At 65.0% G+C, this 20,162-nt stretch carries 18 protein-coding genes; 12 read left to right on the forward strand and 6 right to left on the reverse strand.

What is annotated here, in order from left to right; translation table 11 throughout:
- Both AC0L3B_RS20030 and AC0L3B_RS20035 read left to right on the forward strand, forming a co-directional pair.
- Positions 1–267, forward strand: a 267-nt coding sequence (locus tag AC0L3B_RS20030) for a cupin domain-containing protein (RefSeq protein WP_473380944.1), incomplete at its 5' end; no start/stop codon positions are given.
- A 74-nt stretch (positions 268–341) separates the two neighbouring features.
- Positions 342–1,232, forward strand: a complete 891-nt coding sequence (locus AC0L3B_RS20035) for an aldose 1-epimerase family protein (RefSeq protein ID WP_247299630.1) — start codon at positions 342–344, stop codon at positions 1,230–1,232.
- A 30-nt stretch (positions 1,233–1,262) separates the two neighbouring features.
- Here the strand turns inward: AC0L3B_RS20035 and AC0L3B_RS20040 are convergent, their stop codons facing one another.
- Positions 1,263–2,111: an MBL fold metallo-hydrolase gene (locus AC0L3B_RS20040; RefSeq protein WP_085349963.1), complete on the reverse strand. Its 849-nt coding sequence runs from the start codon at positions 2,109–2,111 to the stop codon at positions 1,263–1,265.
- Positions 2,112–2,357: 246 nt separating this feature from the next.
- Here AC0L3B_RS20040 and AC0L3B_RS20045 point away from each other — a divergent pair, with 246 nt between their 5' ends.
- Positions 2,358–3,170, forward strand: coding sequence for a response regulator transcription factor (locus AC0L3B_RS20045; protein WP_085349962.1), 813 nt, complete (start codon positions 2,358–2,360; stop codon positions 3,168–3,170).
- A gap of 232 nt (positions 3,171–3,402) precedes the next feature.
- Here AC0L3B_RS20045 and AC0L3B_RS20050 read toward each other — a convergent pair whose 3' ends face one another.
- On the reverse strand, positions 3,403–4,221 hold the full coding sequence (locus tag AC0L3B_RS20050; protein ID WP_247338864.1) for a transglycosylase SLT domain-containing protein: 819 nt from the start codon (positions 4,219–4,221) through the stop codon (positions 3,403–3,405).
- An 85-nt stretch (positions 4,222–4,306) separates the two neighbouring features.
- Positions 4,307–5,449, reverse strand: coding sequence for an alpha/beta hydrolase family protein (locus tag AC0L3B_RS20055; RefSeq protein ID WP_473380945.1), 1,143 nt, complete (start codon positions 5,447–5,449; stop codon positions 4,307–4,309).
- 141 nt (positions 5,450–5,590) lie between these two features.
- On the opposite strand from AC0L3B_RS20055, the gene pgm reads away from it, so the two are divergent.
- The 4 genes from pgm (at position 5,591) to AC0L3B_RS20075 (ending at position 10,330) form a co-directional block, all read left to right on the forward strand.
- Positions 5,591–7,237, forward strand: coding sequence for a phosphoglucomutase (alpha-D-glucose-1,6-bisphosphate-dependent) (gene pgm / locus AC0L3B_RS20060; RefSeq protein ID WP_247299625.1), 1,647 nt, complete (start codon positions 5,591–5,593; stop codon positions 7,235–7,237).
- Positions 7,238–7,530: 293 nt separating this feature from the next.
- The gene (locus AC0L3B_RS20065; protein ID WP_026232861.1) at positions 7,531–8,580 is read left to right on the forward strand and encodes an aromatic ring-hydroxylating dioxygenase subunit alpha; all 1,050 of its coding nucleotides are present in this window, start codon (positions 7,531–7,533) and stop codon (positions 8,578–8,580) included.
- A 6-nt stretch (positions 8,581–8,586) separates the two neighbouring features.
- Positions 8,587–9,339 (forward strand): GntR family transcriptional regulator, encoded by a 753-nt coding sequence (locus tag AC0L3B_RS20070; protein WP_204513794.1) that lies wholly within the window; start codon positions 8,587–8,589, stop codon positions 9,337–9,339.
- 10 nt (positions 9,340–9,349) lie between these two features.
- Positions 9,350–10,330 carry a PDR/VanB family oxidoreductase gene (locus tag AC0L3B_RS20075; RefSeq protein ID WP_247299624.1) on the forward strand — a complete coding sequence of 327 codons (981 nt, stop codon included), beginning with the start codon at positions 9,350–9,352 and terminating at the stop codon, positions 10,328–10,330.
- Between the two features lie 145 nt (positions 10,331–10,475).
- Here the strand turns inward: AC0L3B_RS20075 and AC0L3B_RS20080 are convergent, their stop codons facing one another.
- Together AC0L3B_RS20080 and AC0L3B_RS20085 are read right to left on the reverse strand one after the other, a co-directional pair.
- Entirely contained in the window at positions 10,476–12,437 is a 1,962-nt protein-coding gene (locus AC0L3B_RS20080) for a putative bifunctional diguanylate cyclase/phosphodiesterase (RefSeq protein ID WP_085384922.1), read from the reverse strand.
- 344 nt (positions 12,438–12,781) lie between these two features.
- Positions 12,782–13,147 carry a nuclear transport factor 2 family protein gene (locus AC0L3B_RS20085; protein WP_247299621.1) on the reverse strand — a complete coding sequence of 122 codons (366 nt, stop codon included), beginning with the start codon at positions 13,145–13,147 and terminating at the stop codon, positions 12,782–12,784.
- Between the two features lie 100 nt (positions 13,148–13,247).
- Between AC0L3B_RS20085 and AC0L3B_RS20090 the strand changes: the two genes are divergently transcribed.
- Genes AC0L3B_RS20090 through hemC form a run of 3 tightly spaced genes read left to right on the forward strand, consistent with a single transcriptional unit; the run spans position 13,248 to position 16,523 of the window.
- Entirely contained in the window at positions 13,248–13,838 is a 591-nt protein-coding gene (locus tag AC0L3B_RS20090; protein WP_085384920.1) for a TetR/AcrR family transcriptional regulator, read from the forward strand.
- 53 nt (positions 13,839–13,891) lie between these two features.
- Positions 13,892–15,517: a GMC family oxidoreductase gene (locus tag AC0L3B_RS20095; RefSeq protein ID WP_247299619.1), complete on the forward strand. Its 1,626-nt coding sequence runs from the start codon at positions 13,892–13,894 to the stop codon at positions 15,515–15,517.
- A 25-nt stretch (positions 15,518–15,542) separates the two neighbouring features.
- Positions 15,543–16,523: a hydroxymethylbilane synthase gene (gene hemC, locus AC0L3B_RS20100; RefSeq protein WP_473380946.1), complete on the forward strand. Its 981-nt coding sequence runs from the start codon at positions 15,543–15,545 to the stop codon at positions 16,521–16,523.
- 202 nt (positions 16,524–16,725) lie between these two features.
- On the opposite strand, the gene hemE is transcribed toward hemC, so the two are convergent.
- On the reverse strand, positions 16,726–17,760 hold the full coding sequence (gene hemE, locus AC0L3B_RS20105) for a uroporphyrinogen decarboxylase (protein ID WP_247338853.1): 1,035 nt from the start codon (positions 17,758–17,760) through the stop codon (positions 16,726–16,728).
- A 110-nt stretch (positions 17,761–17,870) separates the two neighbouring features.
- Here hemE and AC0L3B_RS20110 point away from each other — a divergent pair, with 110 nt between their 5' ends.
- Complete coding sequence (locus AC0L3B_RS20110) at positions 17,871–18,086, forward strand: hypothetical protein (protein WP_007595236.1); 216 nt, start codon at positions 17,871–17,873, stop codon at positions 18,084–18,086.
- 171 nt (positions 18,087–18,257) lie between these two features.
- Positions 18,258–20,162: a sensor domain-containing diguanylate cyclase gene (locus tag AC0L3B_RS20115; RefSeq protein WP_018455016.1), complete on the forward strand. Its 1,905-nt coding sequence runs from the start codon at positions 18,258–18,260 to the stop codon at positions 20,160–20,162.

Here is a 20,162-nt window from a genome sequence, read left to right on the forward strand (position 1 = left end):
GTGGTGAAGCCGGGCGGGCGTCTGTCGCTGCAGAAGCACCATCATCGCGCCGAGCACTGGATCGTGGTCCGCGGCACCGCCCGCGTCACCGTCAACGACACCGTCAAAAGCGTGCACGAGAACGAGTCGATCTACATCCCGATGGGCGCGGTGCACCGGATGGAGAATCCCGGTAAAATCATGCTGGAGCTGATCGAGGTCCAGACGGGAAGCTATCTCGGGGAAGACGACATCATCCGGATTGAAGACGACTATCAGCGCTCTTGAGCAGAATGTCGCTCCAACATTCCGCGAACATTTAGAAATTGTCCTGCGAATTGCGATGATCGGAGCAGGCTGTTATGACCGACGACGCGCACACAATCCGCTGCGGCGGGCTCGCCGCGACCATCAAGGCGCAAGGCGCGGAGATGTGTTCGCTGGCGAGCGATGCCGGCATCGAGTTCGTTTGGCAGGCGGGGGCGGCCTGGCCGCGCCATGCGCCGCTGTTGTTTCCGATCGTCGGGCGTCTCGCCAATGACGAATTGCGGCACCGGGGCAGGACCTACCGGATGACCCAGCACGGCTTCGCGCGTGACAGCCGCTTTGCGTGGATGGAACGTGGCGAAAGTCGCTGTATCCTGGTGCTCGAAGACAGCGAGACGACGCGCGCGCTCTACCCCTTTGCGTTCCGCCTGACGGCAACCTATGCGCTCGACGAATCCGGTCTCGATCTTTCACTCGTGGTCGCGAACACCGGCAAGGAGATGTTGCCGGCCTCGCTCGGCGGCCATCCCGCTTTCAACTGGCCGCTGCAACCAGGACTGGCGAAGGAGAGTTACGCGCTGAGCTTCGCGAACGCAGAGCCATCCCCCGTCCGCCGTCTCGACGGCGGCTTGCTGCGTCCGGCAACGGAGCCGAGCCCGGTCCAAGGCTCCGTGTTGCCCCTGTCAGAATCCCTGTTCGTCGACGACGCAATCATCTTCGATCGGATTGCGAGCACTTCGGTCCGCTATGCCGCGGAGCAGGGCGCGTCCACCGGGCCGTGGTTGAAAATGTCATGGCGCGGCTTTCGCGAGCTTGGCGTCTGGTCGAAACCGTCGGGCGCGCCGTTCCTCTGCATCGAGCCCTGGCGCGGCTATGCCAGTCCCGCCGGCTTCGACGGCGAATTCACTGACAAGGCGGGCCTGATGCACATCGCGCCCGGGACGGAAGAGCAATTGTCATTTCGGGTTGAGGTTGGATCGTCCTGAGGCCGGACGGCCTTCGCGCATCTCAAGTTCTCAGACCTCGATCCGCGTGAGGTCCTCGCCGAGCACGACAGGACCCGCGTAGTCCCGCCTGACATCCGCGAGCAGCGCATTCAGCATGGAATCATCGGTGCGAGGCCGGTGATGAGTCAGCGCGAGCTTCTTAACGCCGGCCTTGGCCGCGACCTTGCCGACTGTATCGCCGCAGGCGATCGTGAATTTCGCAAGCCGGCGCAGGTGCTCGTTGTCGATCTCCGGCGTGGCGAGAAAGCAGCACTGGACCAGCAGATCGGCCCCCTCAGCCAGTCGTTCGAGACCGGGGCACGGCACCGTATCGCCGGAAATTGCGATGACCTTGCCTTCGGCCTCGAAGCGGTAGCCGAGGCACGTCCAGCGTGCGAGGAAGGCCGGCGACATGTCGAGGCCGTCGCCATGCGAGACGAGTTCGGCACTGATCTTCCAGCGCCCGGTGTCGAGAACGGGGCCCGGTATAATGTCGGTCGCGACGACAGGTTTCCAGCCGCCGAAGCTCGGCTCGCCCTGATCGCGCCAGGTGATGTCCTTGTCGTAGACCTGCGTGACCAGCGTATTGACGAGCCGTTCGGTATCCGGCGGTCCATAGATGCGCAGATCGTCCTTGCGCCCGTGCATCCATGAATTGAGCATCACGTCGTAGAGGTCGCCAATGTGGTCGAAATGGTGATGGGTGAGAAAGACCGTGTTGATGGAGCCGAGCGGCACGCCGGCCTTGTTGAGCTGCACCATGACGCCGCGGCCTGCATCGATCAGGATATTTTCCTCGCCGAGCCTGATCAGCGTTGTCGTCGCCATGCGGCGCGGGTCCGGGCGCGGGCCGCCGGTGCCGAGCAGGATGACTTCCATGGCGCCACCTCCTGGGGCAGACTTTTCGGGCGTTACAGTAGATTTGAAGCGGTTGGCGAGGCAAGCGTCCGTGGGACGGCCGTCAGCCCCCACAACAACCGCTTGTGCGGGGCTCCCGAACATGATGCGCGGGACGAGAAGTGTGGGCCAATTCATACTTAATACGGCCAGATCGTGACCAATGTTGTTTGGGCGCGATAACGCGCCTAGTATTGCAGCAGGCAATTCGAGGGGGCTCGAACAGTCGTGAATGTACGTTCACAGGACGGCGCGCTCGGCGACCTGAGCTTCGAGGTCGGCCCGCAAGCACACAGGACATCCAACATCGTGGCTGATTCCGCAGTCCAGGAATTGCGTGTCGCTGGCCGCGAGCGGCTGATCGTCGTCGAGGACGATCCGGTGACGCGGACGATGCTGGTCGGCTATTTCAGCGAGAACAATTTCGACGTGGTCGGCGCAAGCTCCTGCGCGGAATGCCGCCAGGCGCTGCGGACGCGGACCGATCTCGTCTTCCTCGACGTGCAGCTGCCCGACGGCGACGGTTTCGATCTCGCCAAGGAGATCCAGGCGACCAGCAACGCGGGCATCATCTTCGTGACCCGCCGCGACACCGACGTCGATCGCATCCTCGGCCTCGAGGTCGCGGGCGACCACTACGTCACCAAGCCGATCGATCTGCGCGATCTGCTCGCGCGCGCGCGAAGCGTGCTGCGGCGGCGCTCGATCGACCGCAAGGCGGCGCGCAACCACAATTCGATCGCCTTCGGCGACTGGATCATCGACCTGACGCGGCGCGAGCTGCTCGGCAGCGACGGCAAGCCGGTGGCGCTGACGCGCGCCGAATTCGACCTGCTCGCAGCGCTCGTCGGTGCCGACGGCAGGCCGCTTAGCCGCGACTATCTGATCGAGGTCGTCAGCAATCGCCAGGCCGAGGTCGACATCCGCACCGTCGATGCCTTGGTGGCGAGGCTGCGCCGCAAGCTCGTCGGCAGCGGCACGCCCGTCATCACCACGGTCACCGGGGTCGGCTACAAGCTCGCGCTGAGCGAACGGCTCTAGAGCCGGGCGCAGCACGAAACGGTGCCGGCTGAGCCGTCGGCTTCAGCCACTGAAGCCGACCAGGAACCGAATGGCGAGAAAGGCCGACAGCGCCACGGCGCCGGTCGCGAAGATTGCAAACAAAACTCTCAAACTATTGTGCATGATCTCTATTCAGGTTCGGTTTCAAAGTCCGGTTTCAAAAATGTCGTTCGTCCAATCGCTGCTCGTCTCAAGGCAGGCGACTCTAATTCTATTGGCGTGATGCGACCCGTTTCCACTTGGCTTCGACGCGAGCCTTGATGATGCGGACCCGGGCTTCCTGTGCTGCCCAGTATGCCCTGCTCGCGACCGCCGTGCCTTGACGGTAACGTGCGTAAACGTCCTTCGGCTGTGCCGGTCTGTTTTGATTGTGCGCTGATTTCTGATTGTGCGCCGACTTCGAGACGGTGGGCGCCGGAGTTGGCGCCGGTGCCACATCTGGGACGGCGGCAGCCTGGTTTCCCACATTCGTCGAGTTCATGGCGACAAGACGATTGCGGGCGCGATTACAGTAGACCTGGGAGCGCGGCGTCATGGACTCCTCGTCATGACCGGCTCGATATTTCATCAGGGCGCGGCAAAGGTCCCCGCCTGCCAGGCGCCATGCGCGGCTCAGATAGAGAACGCCATAGTGGATGTTGATATCGGGCTCTGCGAGCTCTGCGTTATGTCCCCGAAATCCGAGCATCGCTGCCGTTTCGGGTCGAATTTGCATGAGGCCGATCTCGCCGACGGCGCCAATGGTGCCCGGATTGTATCCGCTTTCAACGAAGACGACGGCCTCCGCGATGTCGGCGGGCAGATCGGTCCTAGCCGTTTCTCTTTCGATAATTTTTCGAATCGCCGCCCGCGAGGCCGGCGTCTCTCCAGCGCCGAGATCTGCATCGTGACCGCCAGCCGCCAACGCCGGTTCCGCGGCGTTCAGAGCGCTGCCCTGAGCGTGCACGGAGGTGGATGCCAACCAAAGCACAGCGATCGCAACGTGTGTCCACGCCGCGCGGGCATTGATGTGTGTTCGATCCCGCAGCATGGACATGTATTATATCTTTCGAGTTAACAACCGATTTTCTGGCGGCCTGGCTCGGACGGCGCGACCGGCCGGCGGCGCAATGAAGCTATCGCGACCGCGAGCTCTGGTCGGTTGATGTGCTTGGCGCAGCCCCGGCCAATTTGTCGTCGACCGCATAGAGCGTGCAGGCGGGCGACCATTTTGTGCAGGCGCCAAGTGAATCGCGCTGGGCGTCGTCGACGGTTGCCCGCCCCGAGCGCCAGCCGTAACCGCCGTTCGGCGACACCGCAAAAGCCTTGTGCGGCACCGTGCTGGCGAGATAGCGCGCGAACTCGGCACGCGCGGCCTCGCTGAGCTGGCCCGGCGGCGCGAGCGGATCGGGCGGGCTCAGGATATCGTGGCCGAGACCTCGCTCGCGCAGGAAGGCGTCGAGATATGGCGTGCATTGCGGACGGCTCACCACCGAATAGAGATAGTGGCCGTCGTCGCCGTAGGGCGGCGCTGCGACGAATTTCGCGTTGCCGCCATTGGCGCGAAATCCGTCATGGAGGCGGCGCGCGAGGTCGGGACCGAAGTACGAATCGTTGGCGGCGTAGACCCACAGCATCGGCGCACGCGAGGTTTTGCCGAACGTGGCGAAGGCCTGCACCAGCCCGTTCGGATTGCAGACGTCGTCATCGTCGCGCGAGCCGCGCCCGCCGGCAAAGCTGATCGCGGCGGCGAGACCCGCTGGCGCCTGCGCGGTCAAGGCGACAGTGGCGAACCCGCCGGCGGAATGGCCGGCCGCGATCATGCCCGAGGTGGTGACGTCGGCCCTGCGCACCATCGCCTCGATCGCCGCGCGCAAATCCGCCACCGCGACCGCCGCCGCCGGCAGATAAGCGGCATTGGCGCAGCCGCCGACGCTGTCGACGCGCCCGCCGGGCGAGGTGCCGTAGCCGCGCCGCATCACGATCAGCGCGGCGAAACCGCGCCGGGCATATTCGAGAGCGATGCCGTAATATTTGTGCGCGGACATCGTCGCGCGATCGTCGAAACTGCGCGGCGAGCCGTGGCTGAGCAGCGCGAGCGGATAGCGCTTGGTCCCGGCTGGCCGGACGAGGAACGCCTCCAGGCCCTGCGGTCCGGCCTCGGCCATCGGGATACGCAAATCCTCGGTGTAGAACTCCGCGGCCATTGCATCGGGCACGATGCCAGCCGTCGCAAACCAGGCCATCAGAACAACCAAGAGCCTCTGAAACAGCGTCATGCCCCGACTCGAAAAGCCCCGATCAAAAGACCATAGCATGATCTCAGGAACGGCCGCCCCATCGCGGGTGTTGTGCTCTTGGCGGGGGCTTGGCCGATGCTATGGTATCGCGCAATTCTACGACAGGACGAGGTATATCCAGTGGCTGATGTTCATCCCGCGGCGGGCAAGCAGGCCTCGCCGGACGCGCTCACCAACGTTCCGCGGCTGGTGACGGCCTATTTCGCCGGCAAGCCTGATGTCGCCGATCCCGCGCAGCGGGTGGCGTTCGGCACCTCCGGCCATCGCGGCACCTCGTTCAAAACCAGCTTCAACGAGGGCCATATCCTCGCGACGACGCAGGCAATCTGTGATTACCGACGTGAAAAGGGGCTGACCGGTCCGCTCTTTATCGGCATCGACACCCATGCGCTGGCCGAGCCGGCGCTGGTCAGCGCCGTCGAGGTGTTCGCGGCCAACGGCGTCGACATCATGATCGACAAGGACGGCGGCTACACGCCGACGCCGGTGATCTCGCATGCGATCCTGACCTACAACAAGGGCCGCACCTCCGGCCTTGCCGACGGCGTCGTCGTCACGCCTTCGCACAATCCGCCCGAGGACGGCGGCTACAAATACAATCCGCCGCATGGTGGACCGGCCGACACCGACGCGACCTCCGTGATCGAGAAGCGCGCCAATGCCTATCTCGCCGACGGCCTCAAAGGCGTGAACCGCATCGACTACGCCAGGGCACGCAAAGCCGCGAACGTCCACGCCTATGACTTCGTCACACCCTATGTCGCCGATCTCGGCAACGTGGTCGATCTCGACCTGGTCAAATCCGCCGGCGTGAATATCGGCATCGATCCGCTCGGCGGCGCCGCCGTGCATTACTGGCATCCGATCATCGAGCGCTACGGCCTGAAGGCAACCGTGGTGAACGAGGCGATCGACCCGACGTTCCGTTTTATGACGGTGGACTGGGACGGCAAGATCCGCATGGACTGCTCCTCGCCTTATGCGATGGCGAGCCTGATCGCGATGCGCGACCGCTTCGACGTCGCCTTTGCCAACGACACTGACGCCGACCGCCACGGCATCGTGACGCGCACCGGCGGCCTGATGAATCCGAACCATTATCTCGCGACCGCGATCTACTATCTGTTCGCGCACCGCCCGAACTGGGGCAAGGGCGCCGCGATCGGCAAGACCGTGGTGTCGAGCTCGATCATCGACCGCGTCGCGAAAAAACTCGGCCGCAAGCTCGTTGAGACGCCGGTCGGCTTCAAATGGTTCGTCGATGGCCTGCTCACGGGCGGCTTCGGCTTTGGCGGCGAGGAGAGTGCAGGCGCCTCGTTCCTGCGCCGCGACGGCACGGTGTGGACGACCGACAAGGACGGCATCATCCTCGGCCTGCTCGCGGCCGAGATCATGGCCAAGACCGGCCGCGATCCGAGCCAGCTCTTCAACGACCTCACTGCCGAGTTCGGCGTGCCCCATTACGCGCGCATCGACGTCGCCGCCACCACGCCGCAGAAAAACATCCTGAAGTCCGTCACGCCCGAGCAGCTCGGCCTGAAGGATCTCGCCGGCGATCCCGTCCGCGCCACCCTGAGCAAGGCGTCCGGCAACGGCCAGCCGTTCGGCGGCATCAAGGTCGAGACCGATTTCGGCTGGTTCGCCGCAAGGCCGTCAGGCACCGAGGACGTCTACAAGATCTACGCGGAGAGTTTTCGCAGCCCCGAGCACCTGAAGGCGATTCAGCAGGAGGCTCAGACAGGGTTGGCGAAGGTGTTCGGGGCGTAGTCGTCGAGCCAAAGCGCCGCTGCCACTGCTCCCCCGGGGGGGAGACTCGCCGCATCAACAGGTGTCATCACCCGCGAAAGCGGGTGATCCAGTACGCCGTGGCGCCAGTTGAGTAAACCAACAACCGCCGCGGAGTACTGGATTCCCCGCTTTCGCGGGGAATGACAGCGGAACAGATTTGTATACACGATGCGAGATAAAGGTATTATAATACGCCTCCCATCCGCCCTTGAACGATTCCATTCCTCCGCTATTGTATACATAACGTATCCACAAGCCTTGGGAGTGAACCGGTGACAAAACCCTTCCCGATGAACGCCTGGTATGCCGCCGCCTGGGACGCCGATGTGAAGCCGGCACTGCTGCCGCGGACGATCTGCGGCAAGCACGTCGTGATGTACCGCAAGGCCGATGGTTCGGTGGCTGCGCTGGAGGATGCCTGCTGGCACCGCCTGGTGCCGCTGTCCAAGGGTAGGCTCGAAGGCGACACCGTCGTCTGCGGCTATCACGGCCTGAAGTACAACGCGCAAGGGCGCTGCACCTTCATGCCCTCGCAAGAGACCATCAACCCGTCGGCCTGCGTGCGCGCCTATCCGGTGGTCGAGCGTCATCGCTACATCTGGCTCTGGATGGGCGATCCCGCGCTGGCGGATCCTGCGCTGGTGCCCGACCTGCACTGGAATCACGACCCCGCCTGGGCCGGCGACGGCAAGACCATCCACGTCAATTGCGACTATCGCCTCGTGCTCGACAACCTCATGGACCTCACCCACGAGACGTTCGTGCACGGCTCTTCCATCGGCAACGAGGCGGTCGCGGAGGCGCCGTTCGACGTCACCCATGGCGAGAAGACGGTCACGGTGACGCGCTGGATGCGCGGCATCGAGGCGCCGCCGTTCTGGGCGAAACAACTCGGCAAGTCCGGCCTCGTCGACCGCTGGCAGATCATCCGTTTCGAAGCGCCCTGCACCATTGCCATCGACGTCGGCGTGGCCCCGACCGGCACCGGCGCGCCGGAAGGCGACCGCTCGCAGGGCGTCAACGGCTTCGTGCTCAACACCATCACGCCCGAGACCGAGAAGACCTGCCACTATTTCTGGGCCTTCGTGCGCAATTATCAGCTCGGTGAGCAGCGCATCACCACCGAGATCCGGGACGGCGTCTCCGGCATTTTCCACGAGGACGAGCTGATCCTCGAGGCGCAGCAGCGCGCGATGGACGAGAACCCGGATCGCATCTTCTACAATCTCAACATCGACGCCGGCGCGATGTGGACGCGCAAGCTGATCGACAAGATGGTGGCAAAGGAAAATCCGCCGCAGCATCTTCAGGCCGCGGAGTAAGCCGACATGGCCGAGCGCGAGGTCGACCGCTCCGTCTCGCAGACCGTGAAGGCGCAGCTCGCGCTGCGCGACCAGCTCCTGTCGGGCTCGTTGCGCCCGGGCGAGCGCATCTCCGAGCTCCAGGCGGTGGAGACCACCGGCGCCTCGCGCACCCCGGTGCGCATGGCGCTGGTGCGGCTGGAGGAGGAGGGCCTCTTGGAGGCGATTCCCTCCGGCGGCTTCATGGTGAAGGCGTTCTCCGAGCGCGACATCTCTGATTCCATCGAGCTGCGCGGAACGCTCGAAGGGCTCGCCGCGCGCTTTGCCGCCGAGCGCGGCGTCTCCGCGCGCGAGCTCGAGCCGCTGAAGGAGTGCCTCGCCGCGATCGACGAGTTGTTGCGCCAGGTCCCGATCTCGGTGGATGCGTTCTCGTCCTATGTCACTTTGAACGCGCGCTTCCACGCCCTGCTCACCGAATTGTCGCGAAGCCCGCCGCTGATCCGGCAGATCGACCGCGCCTCGTCGCTGCCGTTTGCGTCCCCGAGCGGTTTCGTGATGGCGCAGTCGGCGCTGCCCGAGGCACAGCAAATCCTGATCATCGGGCAGGAGCACCACCGCGTCGTGATCGACGCCATCGAGAACCGCGAAGGCGCCCGCGCCGAAGCGGTCATGCGCGAGCATGCGCGGCTCGCGGTGCGCAATTTGCGGCTCGCACTGCGCAACCGGACCCATCTCGACCTCTTGCCGGCGCTCGCGCTGATCAGGTCCGCAACCGATTGAGGGGAGTGCCATGCGCTTCATCGAAACCTGGATTCCGGCGACGCTCGTCTCGATACGCGATCTCGCACCCGGCATCCGCGAATTCCTGATCCGGCCCGACCAGTTCGACGGCACGGCCTATCCGGTCGGCAGCCACATCAATATCAGCGTTACCATCGACGGGCAGCCCGAGACGCGGTCCTATTCGCTGGTCGGGGAAGCCTCGTCCCAGGGTCTAAGGATCGCCGTGCGCCGCGCCCAGGACTCGCGTGGCGGCTCGCGCTATATGTGGTCGTTACGGCCGGGCGCGCGGCTCGACATCACGACGCCCGCCTCGCTGCTCGCCGTCGATTGGGCACGCCAAAACTACTGCCTGATCGCCGGCGGCATCGGCATCACCCCGATCCTCGGTGCCGCGCAGGCGCTGGCCCGGCGCGGCACCGATGTCACGCTGCATTACGCGGTGCGCTCGCGCACCGAGGCCGCCTATCTTGACGATCTCGCCGCAACGCTGGGTGATCGCCTGGTCGTTCACGCCAGCGATGAGGGCAAGCGGCTCGATCTCGACGCCCTGTTCGCCTCGGTGCCCAAAGACACGCTGGCGCTGTTCTGCGGCCCGATGCGGATGCTGGATGCCGCGCGCCACGCCTGGATCGGCGCCGGCCATCCGCTTCCCGATCTCCGCTACGAGACGTTCGGTTCGAGCGGCACGCTGCCGACCGAGACATTTCGCGTGCGCCTGAAGGGCTCCGATGTCGAGCTGGAGATCCCGCGCGAGCGCTCGATGCTTGATGTCCTCAACGCCAGCGGCCACGACGTGATGTACGACTGCAAGCGCGGCGAATGCGGCCTGTGCGCCATCGACGTGGTCGCCATCGACGGCGAGATCGACCATCGCGACGTCTTCTTCAGCGACCATCAGAAGCAAAGCAACCAGAAGATCTGCGCCTGCGTTTCCCGCGCGCGGGGCACCATCACGGTGGACACGCTGCTGCGGGCGGATCCGGTCTGAGGTGAGGTCGTCATGCCCGGGCTTGTCCCGCCTGCGCGGTCGGAGCCGCTTCGGCGAGGCGAAGGCCCGGGCATCCACGTTCTTCGTGCGATGTCGTAGGTGTGGATGGACAGGCCCGGCCGTGACGCCGTGAATGCTTTGGTGGCTACGCCGCGTAGGTTGCCCGCAACTTCTTCGGATCAAGCAGCGCCAGAACGCCATCCGCCGACACCGGCCGGCTGATGAGATAACCCTGCACCTCGTCGCAACCGATCTGGCGCAGATATTCGAGCTGGTCGGCGGTCTCGACGCCTTCGGCGACCACGCCGATGCGCAGGTCGCGCGCGAGCCCAATCACCGATTTCACGATCGCGGCGCAGTCGGGCTGCACCAGCATGTCGCGGATGAAGGACTGGTCGATCTTGATGCGGCTGAACGGCAGCTTGCGCAGGTAAGTCAGCGAGGAGAAGCCGGTGCCGAAATCGTCGAGCGCCACGGTGACGCCGAGCTCCAGCAGCGCGTTCAGGACCGACGCGGCCGAGGCGTATTTCGACAGCAGCATCGATTCCGTGATCTCGATCTCGAGCCGGTGCGGGGCGATCTTCGCGTCCGCGAGCGCCTGCACGATGATCTGGAGGAGGCCGTTGTTGTGAAACTGCGCGGCCGAGAAATTTACGGCGACCCTGATCTCTTCGGGCCACTCGGCAACCGTCGCGCAGGCGCGGCGGACGACCCATTCGCCGATCTCGTGGATCAAGCCGGTTTGCTCGGCGATCGGTATGAATTCGCTCGGCGGCACCAGTCCGCGCTGGGGATGCTGCCAGCGCAGCAGCGCCTCGAAGCCGGTGATGCGGTTGCCGCCGAGGTCGAGGAACGGCTGGAACACCAGGAACAGCTCGTCCCTGGCGATGGCGCCTTCCAGATCCGATTGCAGCGCCTTGCGGTCGCGTGACGAGCGGTCGTCGACCTCCTCGAAGAAACACACCGTGCCGGGTCCGGCCTTCTTGGCGCGGTAGAGCGCGGTGTCGGCGTTCTTCATGATGTCGAGTTGCGTGCTGCCGTCGCGCGGCGCCAGCACGATGCCGACGCTGGTCGCGCCGACGATCTGGCGGCCCTCGATCTGGAACGGTTCATCGAAGGCCGCGACGAAGCGCTCGGCGATCTCGAGCGCATCCTCCGGCCGCGCCCGATTGGCCATCACCAGCGCGAACTCGTCGCCGCCGATGCGTGCGACATGCTCGGCCGCGCGGGTGCAGCGTTGCAGGCGGCTCGCGATCTGGACCAGAAACTCGTCGCCGGCGGGATGGCCGAACTTGTCGTTGACCTCCTTGAAACGATCGAGATCGAGCAGAAGCACCGCGAATTCCTCGCCGGACAGAGCGAGCCGCTTCAAGGCTGCATCGAGCGTTTCGTTGAACGCGACGCGATTGGGCAGATGGGTCAGCGAGTCCTGCCGCACCGTACGCTCGGCCTCGATCTGCCGCATCACGCGCCGCGCGAACACGAATGAATTGACGAACACGCCGCGCAACAACACGCTTCCGTAGACCACGACGAGAAAGGCGATCAGCAGGAAGGCGAGGTCGCCGTTCCTGCCGAGGCAGATGGCGATCCCCAGGAAGATGGGCGCCGTGAATGCGATGGCCGCGATCGGGATCGTGGCGAAAGCAAGCGCGCCGCCGGCCAGCATTCCCGAGCAGAGGCAGGTGATGACGAGCTGTCCGCCGGTCGAGGCGCCTGCAAAGAACGCGGCCGGGACGATGCCCCAGGCGGCGCCGAGGAGAAAGGCATTGCGAACGAGCCGGTGCATGGCGCGGCGCGAGACGAATTGCGGCTTGGTGATGCGGCGCGCGGCGTGGGATTGCAGACCGAACCCGATGGCGGCGCCGGCCAGGGCGAAGGCCCAGATCAGCACGAACATCCGGTCGGGCGATTGCCACAGCGCGATCGCCAGCACCGCGGCGTTGCAGGCATTGGCCAGCATGATGCCGACAGAATAGCCGAGCACCAGCGACATCTGTTCGGCGCGGATATGGCCGGTGACGGCTTCGTCGGTTACGGGACCGCCAAAGGCCGACAGATCGCCGGCGAACAGCCGCGCGAAATAGCTGGTCGTTTCAGTCTGCATTCCAGAGCCTGCAGCATGGGCCGCCTGTCCGGCCCGGTCCGGAAAATTCGCTGCAAACCTTTGACGAACTATGAATTATCCGAGCTTGCGACGATCACCGCGACCACTTCTGCGTGTTCGTGAGGTCGTATCGACAACAAATCGATACAAATGCGGCGCCTCGCGTTACGGCTGTAACGGCAGCCCGGTGTTCGCCAACAATTCCACTGTCATGCCCCTCCTTGTGCGCACTTGCACACTGGGGCGGGGCATCCAGTACGCCGCAGCCTATCAGATCAATCACACCTGTCTCGGAGTACTGGATCGCCCGGTCAAGCCGGGCGATGACAGCTGTGCTTTAGGCATCACCGCCCCAACTGCTTCGGATCGTAGTAGAACCGTTCTTCGATCAACTGATCGCCCGGCCACGTCTGCCATGCGATCTCATCCAACGTTCGGATGATGCCTTCGGCATTGGTGAAGCTGAATCTCCAGCGCGTCGCGACATGATCGCCTTCGATCAGGCTCGGCCCGATGCGCACCGCCTTGACCTCTTTGAAGGCTGCCAGCACGCCGCGCTCCTTGGCGGCGAGCTTGTCGCGTCCGACCACGGGGTCGCCCTGGTTTTCATAGGTGGCGGCGTCCGGGGTGTAGTAGTCGAGGATCGCCCCGACGAAATCCCCGTCCTCCAATCGTTTGGCAAAAGCTTCGACGACATCACGGCTCGGCATGGTGCACCTCACGAATAAAACCGACTGTTGGTCGGTAAATACCGACCGACGGTCGAAAAGTCAACTGGCTGTCCTCGTCCATTTCGACTACAGCAGACCCATGGCGAAACAGGCGGAGCGGCGGGCTGCGACATCGGAGGCGATCCTGACGGCGGCGCGCCGCCTGTTCGGGACGCAAGGCTTTGTCGCGACGACGATGGACGAGATCGCCGAAGCCGCCCACGTCGCCAAGGGCGCGGTCTACCATCACTTCAAGACCAAGGAGACGGTGTTCGAAGCGGTGTTCGACCAAGTCTCGCGCGACCTCGTCGCGGAGATCGACAGCACGGCCCGTGCCGAGAAGGACGTGCTTGCCGCGATGGTCGCCGGCACCCAGCATTATTTCGCCGCAACCGCCAAGGGCCCGACTGGCCAGATCATTCTGCGCGACGGCCCGGCGGTGCTCGGCTGGGAGCGCTGGCGCGAGATCGACGCCAAACATTTCGGGGGCAAGCTGCCGCGCGCGATCGCGGCGGCGATGGAGGCCGGCCTGATCGCGCGGCAGCCGGTCGAGCCGCTGGCCCGGCTGCTGCTCGGGGCGGTGACGGAGGCCGCGGTCGCCTGCGCCGGACGCGCCGATATCGCAAGGGCGGGTGCGGAATATGCCCGTGCGTTCAGGTCGCTGGTCGAGGCGCTGCGCGTGGCTGCATGATCGTGCTAAGTGATGATTGGAAACGCCCCCACCAACAAAAAGAACAGTAGCGCATGAAAGCAACTTCCTCCGTGACGCCCTCCGACCCCGAGTTCGACTACGTCATCGTGGGTGCCGGCTCCGCCGGCTGCGTGCTCGCCAACCGGCTGTCGGCGAACGGCAAGCACAGCGTGCTGCTGCTCGAGGCAGGCCCGAAGGATTCCAATATCTGGATCCATGTGCCGCTCGGCTACGGCAAGCTGTTCAAGGAAAAGACCGTCAACTGGATGTACCAGACCGAACCGGAGCCTGAGCTGAAGGGCCGTCAGGTGTTCCAGCCGCGCGGCAAGACGCTGGGCGGATCAAGCTCGATCAACGGCCTGCTCTATGTCCGCGGTCAGCACGAGGATTACGACAGATGGCGTCAGCGCGGCAACGCCGGCTGGGGCTATGACGACGTGCTGCCCTATTTCAAGAAGGCCGAGAACCAGTCGCGCGGCGCCGATCAATACCACGGCAGCGGCGGCCCGCTGCCGGTATCCAACATGGTGGTGACCGACCCGCTGTCGAAGGCCTTCATCGATGCTGCGGTCGAGACCGGTCTGCCCTACAATCCTGATTTCAACGGCGCGACCCAGGAAGGCGTCGGCCTGTTCCAGACCACGACGCGCAACGGCCGCCGCGCCTCGACGGCGGTGGCCTATCTCGGGCCCGCCAAGGCCCGTCGCAATCTCAAGATCGAAACTGGCGCGCTTGGCCAGCGCGTGCTGTTCGAGGGCCGCCGCGCGATCGGCGTTGAATACCGTCAGGGCGCCACATTGCGCCGCGCCCGTGCGCGCAAGGAGGTCGTGCTGTCGAGCGGCGCCTACAACTCGCCGCAGCTGCTCCAGCTCTCCGGCGTCGGACCCGCCGACCTCCTGCGCAAGCACGGCATCGACGTCGTGCTGGACGCGCCGGGCGTCGGGCACGATCTCCAGGATCACATGCAGGTCCGCATCGTGATGCGCTGCTCGCAGAAGATCACGCTGAACGACACCGTCAATCATCCGCTCCGCCGCACCATGGCTGGCGCGCGCTATGCGCTGTTCCGCAAAGGCTGGCTGACGATCGCGGCCGGCACGGCGGGCGCGTTCTTCAAGACCAGTCCGCGGCTGGCCTCACCGGACATCCAGGTCCATTTCCTGCCGTTCTCGACCGACAAGATGGGCGAGAAGCTTCATGCTTTCTCCGGCTTCACGGCGTCGGTGTGCCAGCTCCGTCCCGAAAGCCGCGGGTCCTTGCGCATCAAGAGCGCTGACCCGACAGTGCCGCCGGAGATCCGCATCAACTACATGTCGACCGAGACCGACCGCACCACCAACGTGGAAGGCCTGAAGGTCCTGCGCAAGATATTGCATGCACCGGCGCTGAAGCCGTTCGTGGTCGACGAGTACGATCCCGGAGCGAAGGTGTCCACGGATGCCGAGCTGCTGGACTATTGCCGTGAGCGGGGCAGCACCATCTACCATCCGACCTCGACCTGTCGTATGGGGAGTGATGCGCTCGCGGTGGTCGATCAGCGGCTGAAGGTGAGGGGCCTCGAAGGCCTCCGAATCGTCGACGGCTCGATCATGCCCGATCTCGTGTCGGGGAACACCAACGCGCCGATCATCATGATCGCCGAAAAGGCGTCCGACATGATATTGGAGGATGCGCGGTAAACTCGCGTCTTGAGAGGATTTGGGCTTGGCTACGCGATTCAAGATCGGCACACGCAAGAGCGCGATGGCGCTGGCACAGACGGAAGAGATCGCGCGCCGCCTGACCGCCGTCATGCCCGATCTCGACGTCGAGATCGTCAAGTTCGACACCACGGGCGATCTCGACCAGACCAGCAAGCTGTTGCCCCATGGCGGCAAGGGCGGTGCCTTCGTGGCGCAGATCCGCGCCGCGGTGCTGTCGGGCGAACTCCAGGCGGCGATGCATTCGCTGAAGGACATGCCCGGCAACGAAGACACGCCCGGCCTCGTGATCGGCGCCACGCTCTCGCGCGATCCTCCCAACGACGCGCTGGTGCTGCGTGACGGCGTGACGCTGGAGGCGTTGCGCCAATCTCGTGGCAAGGGTTTCAAGATCGGCACCAACGCCGTCCGCCGCGCCGCCTATGCGCGGCGGTTGTTTCCGGACGTGGAGATCATCCACTTCCGCGGCGCCGCGGACACGCGCGTGCGAAAACTCGACAATGGCGAGAAGCAGCGCCTGCCGGATGGCGGCGCGGTGGGGCCTGCGGATGCGCTCATCATGGCGCGGTCCGGCCTCGACCGCGTCGGCCTTTCACAGCGCATCGCCTACGAGTTTACCGCAGCCGAGATGCTGCCGGCAGCGGGGCAGGGCATCGTCGCCGTCGAATGCGCCGCGCAGGACTGGCAGACGCGTCGCATCCTCGCATCGATCGACGATCCCGCTGCCCACGCCTGCGCCGATGCAGAGCGCGAGGTGCTGTGGGTGCTGAACGGCCATTGCAATTCGCCGGTGGCGGGCTTTTCGACCATTGCGGGTGATCAGATGTCGCTCACCGCGTCCGTGCTCGATCTCTCCGGCAACACCATCATCGAAGCCTTGCGTTCGGGCCCCGCCAATCGCCCAGGCGAACTCGGCCGTGCGGTGGGACTGGATCTGCTGGCCAAGGGCGCCGCGGAGATCATCGAGCGCAGCCGGCCGCGCTAAGTCGGCCGCGAGGCGGGCATCGGTGGATGACGGCATCATGCGCCTGTTTTGCCCGACGGGTCAAATGTTGGCGCGCTCTGATGCGATGACGGCGCACCTGATTTCAGTCCGCCCTAAGTCATTGATCGGGCGTGGCCTCTCTACTGTGCATGGGGCTGTTTTCGCGTTTTTTTGTTTTTCCGCTCCCCAGGCGCAAAATAAATCAGCCCCGAACCCGCTTCAGCATCTGCTCGACATGGGCGATCGGCGTCTCCGGCTGGATGCCGTGGCCGAGATTGAAGATGAACCGCCCTTGCGCGAAATTCGCCAGCGTGTCGTCGACCGCGCGGTCGAGCGCGGCGCCGCCTGTGATCAGCACCAGTGGATCGAGATTGCCCTGAACCGCAACCTTGCTCTGCACGCGCTCGCGGATGAAGGCCGGCTCCGCGGTCCAGTCGATGCTGACGGCGTTGACGCCGGTCGCCTCGACGAACCCGGGCAGTTGCGCACCGGCACCGCGCGGAAAGCCGATGATCTTGGCGTCCGGCACCTTGGCGCGCACGCCTTCGACGATGCGCCGGGTCGGCTCGACCGACCAGCGCGCGAACTCGGAGGGTGGCAGCACGCCGGCCCAGGTGTCGAAGATCTGCAAGGCGTTGGCGCCGGCCGCAAGCTGCGCCAGCAGATATTCGATCGAGTTCTCGACCAGCACGTCGATGATAGCTGCGAACGCCTCCGGATGCCGGTAGGCCATCATCCGCGCCGGGGCCTGGTCGGGCGTACCCTGGCCGGCGACCATGTAGGTCGCCACCGTCCACGGAGCGCCGCAGAAGCCGATCAGCGCGATCTTGGGATCGAGCGCGCTGCGCACGATCTTGAGGGCCTCGAACACCGGCGCGAGCTTGCCGAAATCGGCGTGCTTCGCCAGTGTTGCGACCTTGGCGGGATCATCCAGCGGTTCGAGCCGCGGACCCTCGCCGACCTCGAAGCGCACGGAACGTCCGAGCGCATAGGGGATCACCAGGATGTCGGAGAAGATGATCGCCGCATCGAAGCCGAACCTCCGGATCGGTTGCAGCGTCACCTCGGCGGCAAGCTCCGGGTTGAAGCAGAGATCGAGAAAGCCGCCGGCCTTGGCGCGCACCTCGCGATATTCGGGCAAGTAACGGCCGGCCTGCCGCATCATCCAGATCGGCGGAACGACCTGCCGCGGGCCGGAGAGGACGTCGATGAATGGTTTGGTCGCAGACTGGGGCACGAACGGTCCTGAAGATGGTTAGGGCTCCTGATACACCGCCACGGCCCGAAGCGGAACAGGGGAACCAAGCGCAATTGGGCCGCGTTGACCAGCCAACGGAGGACGAGACCATGGCTGAGACATTCAACCCCGCGCCGCATGACAAGCACGCCGACGATCTGCACGAAGCGCTCGCCGCCGACCGCCACGCCAAGCTCGACGCCGGTCTGAAAGATACCTTCCCGGCGTCCGACCCCGTGAGCGCCGCCCAGCCGACGCCCTCGAAGGCCGATGCGGAGGCCGACAATCCCTCGCTCTGGGACAAGGTTAAGGCGATCTTCAGCTAAGGCGGAGAGCGCCGGATTCCGATAGGTTTGCTAATGCCTTGTTAGCGATGCGCTGATTCCGGCGTCCGTACGACTACGGAAAGCCGGGGACATCACTGCATATTTCTCCCGGTGTTTCAGAGTTCAATAACAGAAGCAGCAGAGTTTCCGGTCATCGGAGAATTCTGCTGCATGAGTGCTGTGACCCAAAGAGCCGGATGGAGCCGCCTGCCGCTGCGGGCGGCTGCGTTCGTCGCGCTGACCTGCGTGGCCATCCTCGGCGTCAGCGGCTGGCGGGAATGGGCGGCCCGCGACGCGGTGCTCAAGGGCGCCGAGGCAGAAATGGCGAACGTTGCGCGCTCGCTGACGCAACATGCCGAGGACAGCCTCGATCTCCTGGATTCAGGCGTCGTCGGCGTCGTCAGCCGGCTGGAGATGGACGGCAGTGAGCCGGCCACGATCGCCAAGCTCCGAAACCTGCTGGAGGCGCGAAAGAAGGCGATAGAGCGCATCCATAGCCTCGCCATCATCGACGAGCGCGGCAACTGGTTGACCTCGCCTGGCACGATCGGCTCGACGCTCAATGACGACGCGTTCTTCCGCTATCACCAGCTCTCGCCGAAACGGGAACCCCATGTCGGCCGCCCCGTGAAGAGCCTGCTCGACGGCGAGTGGGTCGTCACCCTGTCGCGCCGTTTCAACAAGCTGGACGGCAGCTTCGGCGGCGTGGTGCTCGCGACCATCAGCTCGGGATATCTCTCGCATTTCTACGAACAGTTCGAGATCGGCCGCAACAGCTCGGTGGCGCTGACGCACGGCGACGGCCTGATCATCGCGCGTAACCCCAGCAACGACAGGTTCGTCGGTCGCAGCGTTGCCGATACGCCGCTGTTCCGCGATACCGCCTTGCAGCGGCCGGGCGGCGCCTACCATTTCAAGTCGCCGCTCGACGGTGCCGACCGGGTCAGCTTCTTCAAGCGCTCCGGCCGTTATCCGCTGGTCCTGCTCGCCACCGTCGACAAGGCCGAATTGCTGGCGCCCTGGCGTGCTGCGGCGATCTCCCGCATGCTCTACGTGCTCGCGCTGGTCATGCTGATCGCGATCATCGGTGCGGTGCTGGTGCGGCAGCTGCAACGGGGCCAGAGTATGGCGGCCGCGCTGGTCGAGAAGGAAGCGCATTTCCGGCTGCTTGCCGAAGGCTCCAGTGACATGGTGACCCGTATCGGGCTCGACGAGCGGCTGCGCTATGTCTCGCCGTCATCGATTGGCGTCGTTGGCTGGCGCGCCAATCAACTGATCGGTACCCTCGCGCTGGCCGGCATTCATCCGGACGACCGGCCGCAGGTCCAGGCCCTCGTCGACGCCATGAAGCGCGGCGATGCGGAGGAGGCGCGGGTCACCTATCGCAATGTGCACCGGCAGAACTCGGAAGTCTGGCTCGAATCGACCATGCGGGTGACCCGCAAGGAGAATGGCCGCGTCGACGGCGTGGTCGCGATCTCGCGCGACATCACCGAGCAGAAGAAGCTCGAGACCCGGCTCGAAACGCTCGCGATCGAAGACAGCCTCACCGGGCTTGCCAATCGCCGCCGCTTCGATGAACGATTGAAGGAGGAGTGGGCGCGTGCCTATCGCGAGCGCTCCAGCCTCTCTTTGCTGATGATCGACGTCGACCACTTCAAGTCTTACAACGACGACTACGGCCATCCCGCGGGCGATGCCTGCCTCCGGCAGGTGGCCCAGATCATCGCTGCTGAGGCGCAGCGTTCCGGCGATCTTGCGGCGCGTTACGGCGGCGAGGAGTTCGCCATGTTGTTGCCGAACACCGACGCTGCGGGCTGCGCCCTGATCGGCGACCGGATTCGACGGGCAATCCGTGATGCGGGCCTGGTCCACACCAGCAACCATGTGGCTGGCTGCGTCACCGCTTCGCTCGGCGGTGCTGCGTGCCGGCCGGCGCTGGAGCGCACGGCCGGCGTCACCTCGCTGGTCGAGGCCGCCGACCAGGCGCTCTATGCCGCCAAGGAGGCCGGGCGCAACCGGCTGATGATGTCGGGCGAGGTGAGTAACCTTCTTCTCAAGGCGTCCGGTCAGTAA

This window comes from Bradyrhizobium sp. Kon56 (assembly GCF_055807635.1).

Bases quoted from the DNA above. Each gene is read 5' to 3' on its own strand.
- AC0L3B_RS20080 (WP_085384922.1), bottom strand. From the start codon at position 12,437: ATGCAGACTGAAACGACCAGCTATTTCGCGCGGCTGTTCGCCGGCGAT.
- AC0L3B_RS20055 (WP_473380945.1), bottom strand. From the start codon at position 5,449: ATGACGCTGTTTCAGAGGCTCTTGGTTGTTCTGATGGCCTGGTTTGCG.
- AC0L3B_RS20095 (WP_247299619.1), top strand. From the start codon at position 13,892: ATGAAAGCAACTTCCTCCGTGACGCCCTCCGACCCCGAGTTCGACTAC.
- AC0L3B_RS20050 (WP_247338864.1), bottom strand. From the start codon at position 4,221: ATGCTGCGGGATCGAACACACATCAATGCCCGCGCGGCGTGGACACAC.
- AC0L3B_RS20075 (WP_247299624.1), top strand. From the start codon at position 9,350: ATGCGCTTCATCGAAACCTGGATTCCGGCGACGCTCGTCTCGATACGC.
- AC0L3B_RS20085 (WP_247299621.1), bottom strand. From the start codon at position 13,147: ATGCCGAGCCGTGATGTCGTCGAAGCTTTTGCCAAACGATTGGAGGAC.
- AC0L3B_RS20090 (WP_085384920.1), top strand. From the start codon at position 13,248: ATGGCGAAACAGGCGGAGCGGCGGGCTGCGACATCGGAGGCGATCCTG.
- AC0L3B_RS20035 (WP_247299630.1), top strand. From the start codon at position 342: ATGACCGACGACGCGCACACAATCCGCTGCGGCGGGCTCGCCGCGACC.
- AC0L3B_RS20110 (WP_007595236.1), top strand. From the start codon at position 17,871: ATGGCTGAGACATTCAACCCCGCGCCGCATGACAAGCACGCCGACGAT.
- AC0L3B_RS20070 (WP_204513794.1), top strand. From the start codon at position 8,587: ATGGCCGAGCGCGAGGTCGACCGCTCCGTCTCGCAGACCGTGAAGGCG.
- AC0L3B_RS20115 (WP_018455016.1), top strand. From the start codon at position 18,258: ATGAGTGCTGTGACCCAAAGAGCCGGATGGAGCCGCCTGCCGCTGCGG.
- AC0L3B_RS20040 (WP_085349963.1), bottom strand. From the start codon at position 2,111: ATGGAAGTCATCCTGCTCGGCACCGGCGGCCCGCGCCCGGACCCGCGC.